Here is a 15,235-nt window from a genome sequence, read left to right on the forward strand (position 1 = left end):
CGACCGGCCACCGTTGGCCGGGGAGGAGATTACGAATGGCTAAACAAATCGTCGAAATTACGATGCCGCAACTCGCGGAATCGCTCGTATCCGCAACGATCGAACAGTGGCTGAAGCAGCCTGGCGATCAGGTGGATATGTATGAGCCGCTATGCGAGATCATAACCGATAAAGTAAACGCCGAGCTTCCGTCCACCGCAAAAGGGATCGTCGTGAAGCTGCTGGCAGGCGCAGGCGAGACGATCGAAGTCGGAGTGGCGATCTGTCTCATCGAGACGGAAGTCGATGCGGCGGATCTAGTCGATGCTACGCATAACGCTACGGTGGAAACGCGGCAAGAGGGCGCAGGGAAGATGGGTGCTCGTCCTTCGGGCGTCGCCGCCTCCGGCAAGCTCGACGCTAACGCGCCGATGCGCGGACGTTATTCGCCGGCGGTTCAGAAGCTAGCCGCGGAGCGCGGAATCGATCTGAGCCATGTTCCTGGCACCGGTGAAGGCGGGCGCATTACCCGCAAAGACGTGCTCGATTACGTTCCGGGAACGGCAGCGCAAGCTGCATCAGCGACGTCCTTCGTCCAGATGGACCCGAAAGTGCCGGTTCGTTCGACGGGCATTCACTTGTCGGAATCTCCTCGCATGCCGCTTCTCGGGCAGCAAGGACAGGAAGTTACGGGCCGAGGCGAATACTTCATCGACGTTACGCCGATGCGCAACGCGATCGCCAGCCATATGAAGCAGAGCGTCAACGAAATTCCGCATGCGTGGACGATGATCGAGGTCGACGTCACGAACCTCGTCATGCTGCGCGGCAAGCTCAAAGACGAGTTCCAGCGCCGCGAAGGCATTAATCTGACGTACATGCCGTTCTTGATCAAGGCGGTCGTGAACGCGATCAAAGATTATCCGATCATGAACTCCGTCTGGGCCGTCGACAAAATCATCGTGAAGCGCGACATTAACATCTCGCTCGCGGTAGGCACGGAAGAATCGGTCATCACGCCGGTCATCCGTAACGCCGACCAGAAGAACATCGCGGGCATCGCCCACGAGATCGATACGCTCGTCACGAAGACGAGGAACAAAAAGCATACGCTGGCGGACGTGACAGGCGGTACGTTCACCGTTAATAACACCGGTTCGTTCGGCTCGATCCTCTCGCAGCCGATCATCAACTACCCGCAGGCGGCGATCGTAACGTTCGAATCGATCGTGAAACGTCCGGTCGTTATTAACGACATGATCGCGGTACGGTCGATGGTTAACTTGTGTCTTTCGCTCGACCATCGGATTCTAGACGGCGTCATCTGCGGCAGGTTCTTGCAACGGGTGAAGGAAAATTTAGAAGGCTACAACATGGAGACGAAGCTGTACTAATAAGCCGAATGCCGGTTTGATACGGCGTGCGCAAGCCATTGTGGGCTGTTCCGACTGGTCCGAGCGGACCGACGGGACGGCCCCTTGACGTCTGTCGCGCCGCCTTAATTGCGAGCGGGGATTTCATTGCGCTACAATGGATACAGTCAGTCGTTGTTCTGAGGAGGACGGTTTAATAATGCGGAGCATACGTACGGAATGGTTGTCCAAAATCGATTACGGCGAAGCTTGGGATCTGCAAAAGAAGCTCGTCCGCGAAATCGATCGCGAGGAACTGGGCGAGACGCTGCTCTTGTTGGAGCATCCGCCGACTTACACGATCGGCTCCGATCGTCATCCGGAGCATTTGCTCTACGGCGCGGAGGAGCTCGCGAAGCGCGGTATCGCGTTGTACGAGATCGATCGCGGAGGAGATATTACCTACCACGGTCCGGGTCAACTTGTAGGCTATCCGCTTCTGTATTTGGATGCGATCGGACTGGATTTGCACGGCTACTTGCGGACGCTCGAGGAAGCGATTATTCGATTGCTGGCAGAATTCGGTATCGAAGGCGGAAGAAAGCCGGAATATACCGGCGTCTGGGTTGGAGATCGCAAAATCGCCGCGATCGGCGTTAAATTCAACAAAGCCCGTACCCGGCGAGGATTCGTCACCAGTCACGGGTTCGCGTTAAACGTGAAGCGCGGCGTCGAGCAAGAAGGGTTTCAGGGGATTATTCCTTGCGGCATTACCGAATACGGCGTTACGTCGATCGAGTCGTTAACCGGATTAACGCTCGACGTCGAGACGATCGGACGGCGGATCGTCCCGCATTTCCTGGACGCGTTCGATAGCGAACGCGTCGACGAAAGCGTTATTGCAGCAAGAAGCCTACGCTCATAACGAGCGTCGACAGCAGCATGGTGATCAGCACGGCGTATACGACGATTTTCATCCAACGGTTGTTGTTCATCGGTTAAGTCCCTCTCTTCGATCAGTTTGTCTATGTTCCATTATAAAATAAAGCAATGCATGGAGGAAAGATCATGGTACAAAAACAAAGGCTCATCGCCGAATTTATGGAGCTCGTACAGATCGATAGCGAGACGAAGTACGAAACGGAAATCAGCAAAGTGCTCAAAGCCAAATTCGAAGCGCTCGGACTCGAGGTTACGGAAGACGATGTCGGCGGCAAAATCGGTCATGGCGCGGGCAATATGTTCGCTTGGTTGCCTGCAACGGCAGGTTTGGACAACGTTCCGGCTTTGCTATTCACTTCGCATATGGATACGGTATCTCCGGGCAAAGGCATTAAGCCTCGTCTCGATGACGACGGCTACATTCGCAGCGACGGCACGACGATTCTAGGCGCCGACGACAAAGCCGGTCTAGCGGCGATGTTCGAGGCGATTCGGTTGTTGAAAGAGCAAGCTACGCCGCATGGTCCTATCCAATTCGTCATCACCGTTGGCGAAGAATCCGGCTTGCTCGGTTCCCGCGCGATGGACGGTTCGCGCCTGCGCGCGAAGCTCGGCTACGCGCTCGATTCCAACGGCGAGATCGGCGCTATCGCCGTAGCCGCTCCGACGAATTCGCGGCAATTCATTACGATTCGCGGTAAAGCCGCGCACGCAGGCGTCAATCCGGAAGACGGCATCAGCGCCGTACAAGTGGCGTCCAAAGCGGTGTCGCTAATGAAGCTCGGTCGCATTGACAGCGAGACGACGTCCAACATCGGACGGTTCGAGGGCGGCGGCGAAGTGAACATCGTGACCGATACGATCAAAATTTTCGCCGAAGCGCGCAGTCAAGTGCAAGAGAAGATGGATCGTCAAATCGAGTCTATGCGCGAAGCGGTCGCTACCGCGGCTAAGGAATACGGCGCGGAGTTCGATTTCCAGACGATTACGATCTATCCGGCCTACTCGTACGGCGACGAAGACGAAGTCGTTCAAATCGCCAAGACCGCGATCGAGTCGATCGGATTGACGCCGCGCACGTTCGCATCGGGCGGCGGCAGCGACGCGAACATGTTCAACGGCAACGGGATTCCGACAGTCAATCTCGCAGTCGGCTACGAGGATATCCACACGACGAAGGAACGCATCAAAGCGGACGACATCGTCAAAGTGACGGAACTCGTCCTAGCGATCGTCGGCGAGACGGTTACGCGCAATTCCTAAAAGTAAAGGGGAGCAAATCAGACTAAGGGAGCCCCCTTTAAACATTTATCGATAGTATTAACGGAAAGCAGCATTAAGCTGCAACCTCGCCAAACGAGGCTACAGTGGCGAAACTGATGATGTTCCCGCTGCAACCTCGCCAAACGAGGCAACAGTGGCGAAACTGATGATGTTCCCGCTGCAACCTCGCCAAACGAGGCTACAGTGGCGAAACTGATGATGTGCCCGCTGCAACCTCGCCAAACGAGGCTACAGAAGCGAAACTGATGATGTGCCCGCTGCAACCTCGCCAAACGAGGCTCATGGAACAAAGTACTGTGGTATAGCCGCGTTTTTTCTAATATCGATTGTGGATTTTCCGGAAATCGATACAAAACAAAGGATGCGGGAAAAACTTCGGAGCAAGAAATGCTATGCGCTGTCTGTCAGGCGGAAGTTTCAACCGGAGAGAGGTAGTAGACCATAAACGTAAAATGGCGGCACAGGGTAACCACCCTGTAGCCGCTATTTTCGTGAAAGGTTGCTTTTCTCGCAAGCGATCCGTTTTAAAACTGAGCTAAATGTCCGTATGGGACAGCCCGGCTATTGTTATTAGCTATCGTTCATGGAGATACATCGCCGGATTGACGAACAATCGATAGCTAGCTCATCATGACCGCGACCGCACCTCCTGCCGCATGAACAGCACGTACGAAGCCGCGAACATGACGACCGTCTCGGCGATCAGAGCGACGATGTGCGGCCAGATGAGCAGCACGCTTTGCGTTAGCGGCAGCGGAGCCGATATCGCGCGATAGGCCTGCTCCTGCGTTACGAACGGATTGAGCGTGCGAACGTCGGGCAGCAGCATCGTCGAAGCCGCCTCCTCGAACAAGTTCGACGGTGAAAGCCTGTTCAGCAGCGTCATCCAATGCTCCTGGCTCATGACGGCCGCGGCGTCGTTCGGGTCCGAAGGGGCGGTCGCGTTGCCGATCATCGTGACGATCATCCCGAAAAACACGAGGAAGAACAGCCATAGCGCGATACCCGATAAGGCCGACGTCGCCGCTTGCTTGAACCGAACCGAGAAGAACAGCGACAGGTTCAGCCACAAGCCGACGTATACCGTCGTCAGCAGCAATGCGATCAGCACGCGGCCGAATTCCTCCGGCGTAGGCGGGTAGCCGATCGTGAACAAGCCCATCCCCATTACGAGGAAGCCGAGCGAGAAGACGACGACGCCGATGAGCAATAGGCCGCCGACGAATTTGGCGTTCAACAGGTCGTCGCGATGGATCGGTTGGGCAAGGATGCGGCTGAGCGTTCCTTTATTCCGTTCGGAGTTGACCGAGTCGAAGCCGATCGCGATGCCGATCAGCGGCCCCATGAACGAGAGGAACGTCAGGAAGCTCGGTAGCGTGCCGTCCGACACGGTAAACATGCTCAGGAACAAAAACCGCGTGTCCGTTCCGTCGCCGGTCGGCGAAACGCCGTTTTTTAAAGCCGTCACCGCCGTGTAAATCGAGCCTATGCAGGCTAACGTGACGAGACCGAGCAAAATGACGAATCGCCAGCTGCGGATATGATCGCCGAACTCTTTTTGAACGATAACCCAGAACGGGGAAGATTGCCGAGCGGTAACCGGTAGCTCCGATTCCGTCTCGGCGCCCGCGGATCGGCGGAACCATCCGTTCATGCGCGTCTGGAATTTGTCAGCCCAAGCGTTCACGGGCATCTCCTCCTTCGAAGTAGCGGTGATAAATATCGTCGAGCCCGTAGCTGCGAGGAGCGAGCGCGTGCAGGGTAGCGCCTTGCCCGATCACGATGTTCGCAAGCTCGGTCGGTATATCACCCTCGCCGGATATCGTCACCGTAACCGGCGCATTTGCCTGCGCTTGGAAGAGCCGCAGCAAGCTGTCGCCGGTCGTCGTAACTTCGATGCGCTCGACGCGTTCGACGGCTATGAGCGACCGCTCCAGCTCCGGGCTCCAGGGCGACACGCTCATCTCGACACGGAACGTCGGGGCGTCGTCCAGCTGTCGCGATAACGTCGCGATATCGCCGGAAGCGATAAGCTTGCCCCTAACGAACAACCCGACGCGATCGCAAATTTGTTGCACCTGATGAAGATGATGGGAGGACAGCAGCACCGTCAGTCCTTCATTGCGGCTTAAATCCCGGATGAGCGTCAGCAGCTCGCGCACCCCTTCCGGGTCGATGCCGAGCGTCGGTTCGTCGAGAATGATGACCTGAGGCTGCTTGATGAGCACGTCCGCGAGCCCTAGCCGCTGGCGCATGCCGCGCGAATACGTGCCGACCCGCTTGCGAGTCGCATCGCGCAAGCCTACGCGTTCAAGCAACATGTCCGCGCGGTGACGGGCTTCGTCCGGCGCGATGCGATTAAGTCTTGCGGTATAGATCAAATTGTCGATTGCCGTGCGGTCTTCGTAGAAGCCGACGTCGTCCGGCATGTAGCCGACGTGGCGCTTCACCTGCATCGGGTTGCGGGTTGCGTTAATCCCGCATACTTTGGCGCTGCCGGACGTAGGCTCCGTCAGCCCTAGCATCATAAGGATCGTCGTCGTTTTGCCCGCGCCGTTCGGTCCTAGCAGCCCGTAAATTTCGCCCGGCATAATGTTCAGGTCTAGCGAGTCGACGGCTTTGAATTCGCCGTATCGTTTGCCTAGCTTTTTAAGCTCTATGACTGGCTGTACGGAGGTAGTCGTCACGATTATCGCCTCCCGTATTTGCGGAAGAGACCGTATACGCCACCAAGTACCGCTAGGATGACGAGCACGCCGATCCATCCCCATAACACGGACGTTTTAACGGTCATGCGGATTTGCGCATCGGCCGTTTTTGCCGAGGATTGCGCGGACAGGCTGACGACATAGTCTCCCGCGAGTGCTTTTTTGGACGCTACGATATTCGCGGTCACCGTCGTTTGCTCTCCGGGCTTCAGCGATTTGATCGTCTTCGGCTGGAAGCTGAGATCCCAATCCGCCGGAGGCTCGCCCGTAAGACTGACATCGGTCAGCTCGGCCGTGCCGGTGTTTTTGACGACTAGCTCGAGATTGCGCGTCTTGCCCGCGGTAATGTCGGCGCTTAATCGTTCGCCTACAGTCGTCAGGCTGACGCCGTAAGTGCCGGTAATGACCGCTTGCACGGTCGTATCCGCAGAAGTTCCTCCGCTAGCGGCATGTACCGGAACGTCGTACGTATTCGCTTGGGCGCTATCGGCCGGCGTTAAGTTGAGCGTAATCGTCTTCGACGCGTTCGATTCGATATCGACGGACGTGACGTTTTCGCCGTTCACGGTAAACCGGGCGTCCCAGCCTGCCGGCGATTCCGCCGACAAAGCGTATTGCTGCTTGCCGGCGGTGCGGTTATTCAGCTGAAGGGAGTACGTGAACGGAGAATCGGCATGGCCTTGCAGGTTCGGCTGTTCCGTTGTGAGCTCGGACTTGTAACTGCCTCCCTCGGAGACGTTCACTTTCAAATTCAACGCCCCGAAAGCGTCCGCGTTCACTTTGAACGGATAATCGCCTTTTTCTACGGAGTAAGGGACGTTCAGCGATAAGTCGACCGTTTCGGACGATTTACCTTTGACGGCTACCTGGCGAACCGGATGCCCGCCAGCGGTCAGCTCGTAAGTCCAGTCTTTGCCGCCCGCGTCGAAGGTTAGGTCGGCCGTTTGCACGCTATCCGAGTCGTTGATGAGCTCGATTTCGTAATGGAGCGACTCGCCGGGCGCGGCGGATAAGTACGTGTACGGTGTATAAAGCGACGTGCTTGCGGCGGCCATCGCGGGCGCGGTGCTGAACGCCAGCCCCGCTATTAGCGATAGGACAAACGTTCCTTTGAGCTTTCTGACAAATCTATTCATGATTCCAAGACCCCTCCCGGGTAGCGTAATGGTTACATCCCCATTACGAACGGAAGACGCCGGCGGATTTATTCCGAAAGTTAAATTTTTGCTTAGCGCGAGCTTAAAGGAACATAAAATACGCGCCGGGTAGTTTTCTAGACTCGCGAAGTTTGTTATTTATGAGAGGAGATCAACGTTTCGAGAGAGGTGATCGGAATGGATTCGCTCAAGCCGCATCGCGATTCCGGGCATTTGGAGGATTTACTCGGGCGCATACGCGACGGATCCGTCCAAGCGTTCGACGGATTTTACGAGCATGCGGCGCCGTTTATATTCGGGTTATCGCGCAAAATGCTCGGCGACCGCATGGAAGCGGAGGATGTGTGCCATGACGTGCTGCTGGCAGTTATAACCGATCTGGACCGATATGACCCGGCGCGCGGTTCGGTCGAAGCCTGGCTAGCCGTTCTGACCAAGAGCAAATGCATCGACAGGCTGCGCAAACGGAACAAACTCGTCTTGGAAGACCAAGAGCTTGACGGATTTCATCGTCCCGCCGCGGCGATCGGCCAACCGGAGCAACGGGTGCTGCGCCAAATGGAGCGGGAGGCGCTTCGACAGGCGCTTGTCGAGCTGCCGGGATTGCAGCGGCAGACGATATCCGCGGCTTTTTACGGGCAGCGCAGCCAACGGGATTTGGCGGAAACTTGGCACGTGCCGATCGGTACGATTAAATCGCGCGTGCGGTATGGATTGAATCATTTGCGCAAAGCGATGGAGAGGTTAGGTTGGACGGACGAGGAAGGGGGGAGACGCGATGGATGAACCGAATTGCGGGATGCCGGAGGAGCGCTGGGTCGATTGGCTCGAAGGGCGTCTTCCCGCAGATAGACACGACGCGATGAGCAGACACTTGCAAAGCTGTCCGCGTTGCTTAACCGTGCAACGGGAGTGGAGGCAGCTGCTCAATTCTGTCGAGGCAGGGGTGTTGCCCGTCTTGCCGTCCAACGCGAACGAAAGCCGGAGAACGCTGCGGAACAAAATCAGGAGGACCGGATGGCGGCGCAAAGCGGCACGGCTCGGCAACCGGCGTGCGGCATGGACGATCGCGGCGAGCTTACTGTTATTGTTCGCGGCTATGCGAATCATAGGAAATCAGGGACATAGCAAAGAGACCCACGTTCGCCTGGCGCAAGCTTACGCCGAGCAATACGAGCCGAGCGGAGCGGCGTTGATGGCGCGTCCCGACACGGTCGTCTATACGTTGGGCGGGAATAGCATTGATCGCGGTCAATCTTCGGACGGCGCGCCGAAAGCGACCGTATGGGTAAACGGCAGAACCGAGGAAATGTTCATGCTTCTCGAAGGGATGTTGCCCTCCGACAGCTTAGACGTCCAAGCCTGGGGAAACCTCGAAAATCATTTAACGAATCTCGGCTTGCTGGAATTCCATCGCAGCCAAGGTCACTTGTACTCTCATATGACGAATTTGCCCGATTTCGAGGAAGTCGCTTTCACGATCGAGCCGAAAGGCGGCAGCGAGCAGCCGACCGCGCCGAAGAGCGCTTCCGTACAGCTGACGAATTAATGGGCGATCGTGCAACGCTGCATTACTTACTCGATGCTTTGTCGCTCCGGAGAACCCATAGGAGCGACGTATGCGCGCCTCTGCGTTTTTGCTCCTGGCGTAGCGCATGGCGAATTTCCCATGCTTTGCCGACGAATCGGAGGTTATCGGACGTGGCGTATTTTTTGAGCATGGCGCTGCACCTCTTTAGGCGAATTGGGCTGCCTTCGTCCATCGCTTGCATTCCGTCGGACAAGCCTATATGTTGAACTTATGAATGGGCAGACGATTTATGACAGGGGGAGCCGCAATGAGCGAAAAAATGTCCGAGAAACACCGCTTTTACGAAGAGACGATATCATCCAAACCGATATTCGAGGGTCGCATCATTTCTTTGCAGGTCGATACGGTGAAATTGCCGAACGGCGAGACGGCGACGAGAGAAATCGTCCGTCATCCGGGCGCCGTTGCCGTGCTTGCGCTACTGGACGGCAAAATGCTCGTCGTCGAGCAATTCCGCAAGCCGCTGGAGAAAGCCCAAGTGGAAATACCCGCAGGCAAGCTGGACGCCGGCGAGGAGCCGATCGTGGCCGCCATGCGCGAGTTGGAAGAAGAAACGGGCTATAAAGCGAAGTCGATCGTCCTGCTGCAATCGTTCTCTACATCGCCGGGTTTCGCGGACGAAATCATTCATTTGTACTTTACGGACGAGCTTGCCAAAGGCGAGGTCCATCTGGATGAAGAGGAGTTCCTGTCTTGCGAAGCGATCACGCTCGATCAAGCGTTGGCTTACGTTCGCGAAGGGCGCATCTGCGATGCGAAGACGGTAATGGCCGTCTATGCTTGGCGCCTCTATTCGCTGACCGGTTCGTTTTAAGATGACGCTACGATCTGTATTCGCGGATTTGCACGTTCACATCGGACGAAGCGATAGCGGTCAGCCGGTGAAAATAAGCGGAAGCAAATCTCTGACGTTCCGCTCGATCGCGCACGAGGCTTCGCAGCGCAAAGGCATCGGCCTCATCGGCATAATCGACTGTCATTCCCCGGCGGTGCAGGCGGACATTCGCGCTTGTCTGGACGCCGGCGAAATGACGGAAATTAGCGGCGGCGGGATCCAATATCGCGATACGACGCTGCTGCTCGGGGCTGAAATGGAAGTGCGGGACGAAGGCGGTGGACCGTATCACCTGCTTGGCTATTTGCCCGATTTGAGGGCAATGGAGGATTGGACCGAATGGTTAAAGCCGCGGGTTACGAACGTCAATTTAAGCTCGCAGCGCGTGCGGGCGACAGGGCTTGAACTGCAGCAGGAGCTGCTGGCCCGAGGCGGCATGCTTGCTCCGGCGCACGTATTTACGCCGCATAGGGGTTTGCTTGGCTGCTCGGCAGACCGTCTGGCAGACCGGCTCGACCTCGCGGGCATCGCGGCGGTCGAGCTTGGGCTGAGCGCCGATGCGCAGATGGCTGGCCGATTGTCCGAGCTGGATCGTTATCCGTTGCTTACGAATTCGGATGCGCATTCGACCGGCATGATCGGGCGCGAATGCAACGAGCTGTTGATCGGGGAACCGTCGTTCGAGGAATTTCGCCTCGCGCTCGAAGGCCAATCCGGACGGCGGCTGATTGCCAATTACGGCTTGCATCCGCAGCTCGGCAAGTATCATCTGAGCTACTGCTTGTCTTGCTCGGACGCGCTTCCTTCGGAGGACTTGGAGGCATGCCCTTCATGCGGGGGCAGCAAGCTCGTAAGAGGAGTAGCCGGACGCGTCGATCAGTTAGCCGACCGGGAAGCGGGCATAATGCCGCCGAATCGGGCGCCTTATCGGCCGCAAGTGCCGCTCGGCTTCTTTCCGGGAGTCGGTCCGGCGATGCGGGAGAAGCTGCTGACGGAAGTCGGCACGGAGATGGACGTGCTTCATCGCGCGAACGAGTCGGCGCTGGCGGCCGTGGCGGGGGAGCGTATCGCATCGCTTATCGTTGACGCAAGAGAGGGGCGCATGGCGTTTACTTCCGGAGCCGGAGGCGCGTACGGCCGGATTGGACGAGCATAACTCCTTCTTGTCCGCATACACATAGGTACGAGGAAGGCTGCGTACGTATGCGCTTAGGACAAGGAGGCTTGCCCGTGAAGCTGCGATTGTGGAACATGTCGGCACGCGACAACTTGAATTTGTACGTGTTCATGGGCGTGCTGGTCGTCGTCGGCGCAGTGTTCGGGGTGCTGCTCGCAAGCGCTCTGACGCTGGACCAACAGCAGGAGCTCGCCGACCAGATGGGCATCTATATGTCGACCGTGCGTCACGCCGATCAATTCAACCATGCGGCGGCGTTTTGGGACAGCTTTTTGTTTTACGGCAAGTGGCTAGGGTTGATCTGGTTGCTGGGGTTATCGGTAATCGGATTGCCGCTCGTGCTCGTGCTTGATTTTCTCAAAGGCATGCTGATCGGCTTCGCAGTCGCGTTGCTCGTGCAGCAGCTTGCCTGGAAAGGCGTGTTTTTCTTCATGGCTTCGACGGCGTTCCAGAACGCAATCGTCGTTCCGGCGCTAGTGATCGCCAGCGTGTCGGCGTCGAGATTCGCGTATTTCATCGTGCGCGAAAGGCTATTCCGGAGAAAAGGCCAGCTGTTGCCGCCGTTTCTCGCGCATACGGCGGTTACCGGGTTGATGTTGGTTCTTTTGCTGTGCGCATCGTTGTACGAGGCGTTCGTCGCGCCCCTGCTGCTGGCGCACGTAACGCCGGTCGTAGACCCGTCGGTTACCGACGCATTACGTTGAGCGAGCGCATATAATGAAGAATGAGTGAGAATTCCTATCATTTAGAAGGTTTGACTTATCGAACGGGAGCGCCCTATAATGGAAGCATGCTGTGTCTGCGACCGGAGGGGAAATCATGGAAGCCCGCATTGAAAAAGTCAAGCAACAATTGCAATCCCAGGGCTACAAGCTAACTCCGCAACGGGAAGCGACGGTGCGCGTGCTGCTGGAGAACGAAGAAGACCATCTGAGCGCCGAGGATGTTTTCATGCTCGTGAAGGACAAAGCTCCGGAGATCGGTCTTGCAACCGTATATCGGACGCTCGAGCTGCTTAGCGAAATGCACGTCGTGGAAAAGATGAATTTCGGAGACGGCGTAGCCCGGTATGATTTGCGTACGGAGAGTAACAAGCACCATCATCACCATCTGATCTGCGTGAAATGCGGTTCGATGTCGGAAATTATGGAAGATTGGCTCTTGCCGCTAGAAGAACGGCTCGAGAGCGAATACCGGTTCACGGTACTCGATCATCGTCTCGATTTTCAAGGCATTTGCGCGAAGTGTCAACCGGAGAACCCGCCGGAAAATCCGCCTGAACAACAATAACGACCATCTAATAGAAACCCTTAATAAAGAAAGGCTATTCCGATGACAATCGTCGTCGGAATAGCCTTTTTGACGTTCTAACAAGCGTTTAAGTTATAGCACTTTTTGAATGACTTTATCGATTTGCTCCGGTTTGTCCATAGGCGAAAACCTATGAATGACTTTGCCGTTGCGGTCGACGAGAAATTTAGTGAAGTTCCACTTGATCGTGCTCGTGCCGAGGAAGCCGCGCTTTGCCTTCGATAGGTGGCGATAGAGCGGATGGATTCCGGCTCCTTTGACTTCGATTTTGGCGTGAAGCGGGAACGTAACCCCATGATTAAGCTCGCATTGCTGGGCGATCGTCGCCTCGTCGTCGGGTTCTTGGCCGGCGAATTGGTTGCAAGGGAAGCCTAGTACCGCGAGCCCTTGGTCGGCGTACGTCTCATGCAGCTTTTGCAAGCCTTTATATTGCGGAGTGAATCCGCATTTGCTGGCCGTGTTTACGATTAGCATCACTTTGCCGCGATACTCGGACAAGTCTTTCTTTTCGCCGCGGATCGTGCTGACTTGAATATCATAGATGGACATAAGTTCGCTTCCTCTCGAGGATCATAAGGATAATGAAAAGTCTCGTTATTGATTGTTATAAATTAAATTGTATACAATATAAAAGACGAAGTCAAGGCTTTACATGCGCGACTTTCTGGTGTTATAGTGAGACTCATCATTTGATTGCATGCAATTAAATGGCGTTCAAATCGATGAGAGAGGGAGGGCCATATGGAGCGCGACGCGTCATTAAGCTTGGATAACCAGCTTTGCTTTGCGGTATATGCGCTATCGCGGGAAATTACGAAGCGTTATCAACCTCATCTTAAGCAGTTAGGCCTTACCTATACGCAATACATCACAATGCTCGCATTATGGGAGCGAGACCAAGTGACGGTCAAGCAGCTCGGCGAGAGGCTCTTTCTGGATTCCGGCACGCTGACGCCGCTTTTGAAGAAGCTGGAGGCGATGGGTCATCTCGTTCGCACGCGGGACAAAAACGACGAGCGAAGCGTAGTCATCGCGTTGACCGAGCAAGGCAAGAAGCTTAGGGATCAAGCCTGGGACGTACCGCAACGGATGTTCTGCCAGGCGGGCATGTCCTTGGACGAGGCGGACAAGCTAAGAGAACACATTGCTGGCATGATGATGAAAGTACAGTCTTACCAAACCGAGGAGGAAGTTATCCATGACGATCTATGAATACGAAATTCGCAAACCGAGTGGAGAAGTTACGACGCTGAACGCTTATAAGAACAAAGCTCTACTCATCGTGAATACGGCAAGTAAATGCGGATTGACACCGCAATATGCCGAGTTGCAACAGCTGCATGACAAATATGCCGACCAAGGCTTATCCATCGTCGGTTTCCCGTGCAACCAATTCGGCGAGCAAGAGCCGGGCACCGCGGAAGAAATCGCCGAGTTCTGCACGTTGAATTATGGCGTCACTTTCCCGATCTTCGCCAAAATCGACGTGAACGGACCGGAAGCGCATCCTTTGTTCCATTATTTGACGGAGCTGACCGGAGAAGATATCAAATGGAACTTCACGAAGTTTTTGGTCGGAGCGGACGGGCTCGATATCGCCCGATTTGAACCGCAAGTGAAGCCGCTCGATCTCGTCGATGAAATCGAGCAACTGTTGCGCTAACGTTGTCCGGTGTATGACTTTGCGGCTTTAGCGATTTGGAGCAGCCCGTTGCCTGCGGACCTCTTAGTTTCAATAGGTTTTGCCGACGCCTTCAGTCTGCGGATGATGTCCCCGGCGGCGCTGCACGGCCGAATCGCCTTCAAGAGCGCAGCGCCGCCGGTCACGTGAGGCGAAGACATCGAAGTGCCGGATTCATATGCGTATTTTCCGCCCAGCCATGTCGAATAAATATTCACTCCAGGGGCAGCTAGGTCGATGCCTCGGCCGCGGCTGGAGAAAGAAGCGATCTTATTGTTCCGCTCCGTTGCCGCGACGGCGATCGTCTCCGGATAACGGGCGGGATAATCGATCGCGAGGTTAGAAGGTCCATCGTTGCCCGCGGACGCCACCATGATCGCGCCTTTGCGGCGTGCTCTTCGAATGGCGGCCCGAAGCGCTTGACTGTTGTTGGATAACCCGAAGCTCATGTTCATTACCTGAATTCCGCGCGATAGACACCATTCTATCCCTTCCACGATGTCGGAGACGAAGCCTTCTCCCGACGCGTCGAGCACTTTGACCGCATACAGCTTAACGGAGGGCGCCGCTCCGAATATTCGTTTGGTTCCGATAGCCGCCGCAATGCCCGCGACGTGCGTGCCGTGTCCGTTATCGTCCGCAAAAGATTTTCCTCCCAGCGTATTAACCCCGCCCGCGATGCGCAAGTCCGGATGTCTCGCGATTCCCGTATCTACGATGCCGACTTTAACGCCTTTTCCTTTGTTCGCCGGAATCCATGTCTTAGGCGCTTGGACGCGGCTGATATTCCACGGTATTCGCACGGACTGGATGCTGACCGAGCCATGGGCTTTCGCTTTGCGATCCCGTTCGACGAAGACGACTCGCGGATGAGCCCGAAGCCTGCTCTTGTCGGCTTGACGATCGGCGTGATAACAAAGCATGCGCAGCGCAGAGTAGGCTTTTACGGGGTGAACGCCTTTCGCGGCCAAATGCTTCCGGCATGCCCTATAATCCCGCTTATGCTTAAAGCGAACGATTAATCGTTCCGTCTTCGCGGTCGGCTTGCGTCTCGCGCATGCGCGCAGATGGGCGGCCAAATCGTTCATTTTGCGTCCTCCTCGCCGTCTGTCACGTATACTGTTGTAAAGTATGGCAACCGCCGCGATGACGTGCATAAGCGGAAAGCTGGATATCCTAAATGATGCGCGATAGTTCGAACGTTTGACGTTCAAAGCC

The 15,235-nt window shown here is 56.0% G+C and carries 18 protein-coding genes; 11 read left to right on the forward strand and 7 right to left on the reverse strand.

All coding sequences use genetic code 11. The features are described 5' to 3' along the window. The first annotated feature begins 35 nt into the window (after nucleotides 1–35). Nucleotides 36–1,373, forward strand: a complete 1,338-nt coding sequence (locus ACFPQ4_RS19760; protein WP_378113623.1) for a dihydrolipoamide acetyltransferase family protein — start codon at nucleotides 36–38, stop codon at nucleotides 1,371–1,373. 178 nt (nucleotides 1,374–1,551) lie between these two features. After that, complete coding sequence (gene lipB, locus ACFPQ4_RS19765) at nucleotides 1,552–2,256, forward strand: lipoyl(octanoyl) transferase LipB (RefSeq protein WP_378113624.1); 705 nt, start codon at nucleotides 1,552–1,554, stop codon at nucleotides 2,254–2,256. Here the strand turns inward: lipB and prli42 are convergent. Further along, nucleotides 2,228–2,326: a stressosome-associated protein Prli42 gene (prli42, locus tag ACFPQ4_RS19770; protein WP_378113625.1), complete on the reverse strand. Its 99-nt coding sequence runs from the start codon at nucleotides 2,324–2,326 to the stop codon at nucleotides 2,228–2,230. The genes lipB and prli42 overlap by 29 nt on opposite strands. 73 nt (nucleotides 2,327–2,399) lie before the next feature. Between prli42 and ACFPQ4_RS19775 the strand changes: the two genes are divergently transcribed. Further along, nucleotides 2,400–3,536, forward strand: coding sequence for a M20/M25/M40 family metallo-hydrolase (locus ACFPQ4_RS19775; RefSeq protein ID WP_378113626.1), 1,137 nt, complete (start codon nucleotides 2,400–2,402; stop codon nucleotides 3,534–3,536). A gap of 649 nt (nucleotides 3,537–4,185) precedes the next feature. On the opposite strand, the gene ACFPQ4_RS19780 is transcribed toward ACFPQ4_RS19775, so the two are convergent. From ACFPQ4_RS19780 to ACFPQ4_RS19790, 3 genes are read right to left on the reverse strand one after another with little or no spacing between them, the layout of a single operon-like run. Continuing rightward, complete coding sequence (locus ACFPQ4_RS19780; RefSeq protein ID WP_378113627.1) at nucleotides 4,186–5,250, reverse strand: ABC transporter permease; 1,065 nt, start codon at nucleotides 5,248–5,250, stop codon at nucleotides 4,186–4,188. After that, nucleotides 5,228–6,244 carry an ABC transporter ATP-binding protein gene (locus tag ACFPQ4_RS19785; RefSeq protein WP_378113628.1) on the reverse strand — a complete coding sequence of 339 codons (1,017 nt, stop codon included), beginning with the start codon at nucleotides 6,242–6,244 and terminating at the stop codon, nucleotides 5,228–5,230. The genes ACFPQ4_RS19780 and ACFPQ4_RS19785 overlap by 23 nt, the downstream gene beginning before the upstream one ends. 2 nt (nucleotides 6,245–6,246) lie before the next feature. Beyond that, the gene (locus ACFPQ4_RS19790) at nucleotides 6,247–7,401 is read right to left on the reverse strand and encodes a COG1470 family protein (protein WP_378113629.1); all 1,155 of its coding nucleotides are present in this window, start codon (nucleotides 7,399–7,401) and stop codon (nucleotides 6,247–6,249) included. Nucleotides 7,402–7,599: 198 nt separating this feature from the next. Between ACFPQ4_RS19790 and ACFPQ4_RS19795 the strand changes: the two genes are divergently transcribed. Further along, nucleotides 7,600–8,208: an RNA polymerase sigma factor gene (locus tag ACFPQ4_RS19795; RefSeq protein WP_378113630.1), complete on the forward strand. Its 609-nt coding sequence runs from the start codon at nucleotides 7,600–7,602 to the stop codon at nucleotides 8,206–8,208. Beyond that, entirely contained in the window at nucleotides 8,201–8,971 is a 771-nt protein-coding gene (locus ACFPQ4_RS19800) for an anti-sigma factor (protein ID WP_378113631.1), read from the forward strand. Before ACFPQ4_RS19795 ends, ACFPQ4_RS19800 begins: the two co-directional genes overlap by 8 nt. A gap of 22 nt (nucleotides 8,972–8,993) precedes the next feature. On the opposite strand, the gene mciZ is transcribed toward ACFPQ4_RS19800, so the two are convergent. Further along, the gene (gene mciZ, locus ACFPQ4_RS19805; protein WP_378113632.1) at nucleotides 8,994–9,143 is read right to left on the reverse strand and encodes a Z-ring formation inhibitor MciZ; all 150 of its coding nucleotides are present in this window, start codon (nucleotides 9,141–9,143) and stop codon (nucleotides 8,994–8,996) included. Nucleotides 9,144–9,260: 117 nt separating this feature from the next. Here mciZ and ACFPQ4_RS19810 point away from each other — a divergent pair, with 117 nt between their 5' ends. From ACFPQ4_RS19810 to fur, 4 genes are all read left to right on the forward strand, one after another. Beyond that, nucleotides 9,261–9,827, forward strand: a complete 567-nt coding sequence (locus ACFPQ4_RS19810; RefSeq protein ID WP_378113633.1) for an NUDIX domain-containing protein — start codon at nucleotides 9,261–9,263, stop codon at nucleotides 9,825–9,827. A 1-nt stretch (nucleotide 9,828) separates the two neighbouring features. After that, nucleotides 9,829–11,004, forward strand: a complete 1,176-nt coding sequence (locus ACFPQ4_RS19815; RefSeq protein ID WP_378113634.1) for an endonuclease Q family protein — start codon at nucleotides 9,829–9,831, stop codon at nucleotides 11,002–11,004. A gap of 74 nt (nucleotides 11,005–11,078) precedes the next feature. Further along, a complete protein-coding gene (spoIIM, locus tag ACFPQ4_RS19820) occupies nucleotides 11,079–11,729 on the forward strand; it encodes a stage II sporulation protein M (protein ID WP_378113635.1) in 651 nt (216 codons plus the stop codon). Nucleotides 11,730–11,844: 115 nt separating this feature from the next. Then, the gene (gene fur, locus ACFPQ4_RS19825; RefSeq protein WP_378113636.1) at nucleotides 11,845–12,315 is read left to right on the forward strand and encodes a ferric iron uptake transcriptional regulator; all 471 of its coding nucleotides are present in this window, start codon (nucleotides 11,845–11,847) and stop codon (nucleotides 12,313–12,315) included. A gap of 93 nt (nucleotides 12,316–12,408) precedes the next feature. Here fur and ACFPQ4_RS19830 read toward each other — a convergent pair whose 3' ends face one another. Beyond that, on the reverse strand, nucleotides 12,409–12,885 hold the full coding sequence (locus tag ACFPQ4_RS19830) for a glutathione peroxidase (RefSeq protein ID WP_378113637.1): 477 nt from the start codon (nucleotides 12,883–12,885) through the stop codon (nucleotides 12,409–12,411). Between the two features lie 192 nt (nucleotides 12,886–13,077). Here ACFPQ4_RS19830 and ACFPQ4_RS19835 point away from each other — a divergent pair, with 192 nt between their 5' ends. Together ACFPQ4_RS19835 and ACFPQ4_RS19840 are read left to right on the forward strand one after the other, a co-directional pair. Then, nucleotides 13,078–13,548: a MarR family winged helix-turn-helix transcriptional regulator gene (locus ACFPQ4_RS19835; protein WP_378113638.1), complete on the forward strand. Its 471-nt coding sequence runs from the start codon at nucleotides 13,078–13,080 to the stop codon at nucleotides 13,546–13,548. Then, the gene (locus tag ACFPQ4_RS19840; RefSeq protein WP_378113639.1) at nucleotides 13,535–13,999 is read left to right on the forward strand and encodes a glutathione peroxidase; all 465 of its coding nucleotides are present in this window, start codon (nucleotides 13,535–13,537) and stop codon (nucleotides 13,997–13,999) included. Before ACFPQ4_RS19835 ends, ACFPQ4_RS19840 begins: the two co-directional genes overlap by 14 nt. On the opposite strand, the gene ACFPQ4_RS19845 is transcribed toward ACFPQ4_RS19840, so the two are convergent. Continuing rightward, nucleotides 13,996–15,105 (reverse strand): S8 family peptidase, encoded by a 1,110-nt coding sequence (locus ACFPQ4_RS19845; RefSeq protein WP_378113640.1) that lies wholly within the window; start codon nucleotides 15,103–15,105, stop codon nucleotides 13,996–13,998. The two genes, ACFPQ4_RS19840 and ACFPQ4_RS19845, sit on opposite strands and share 4 nt — an antisense overlap. Nucleotides 15,106–15,235 lie beyond the last annotated feature (130 nt).

Source organism: Cohnella yongneupensis (assembly GCF_042655785.1).
Lineage (GTDB): Bacteria > Bacillota > Bacilli > Paenibacillales > Paenibacillaceae > Cohnella > Cohnella yongneupensis.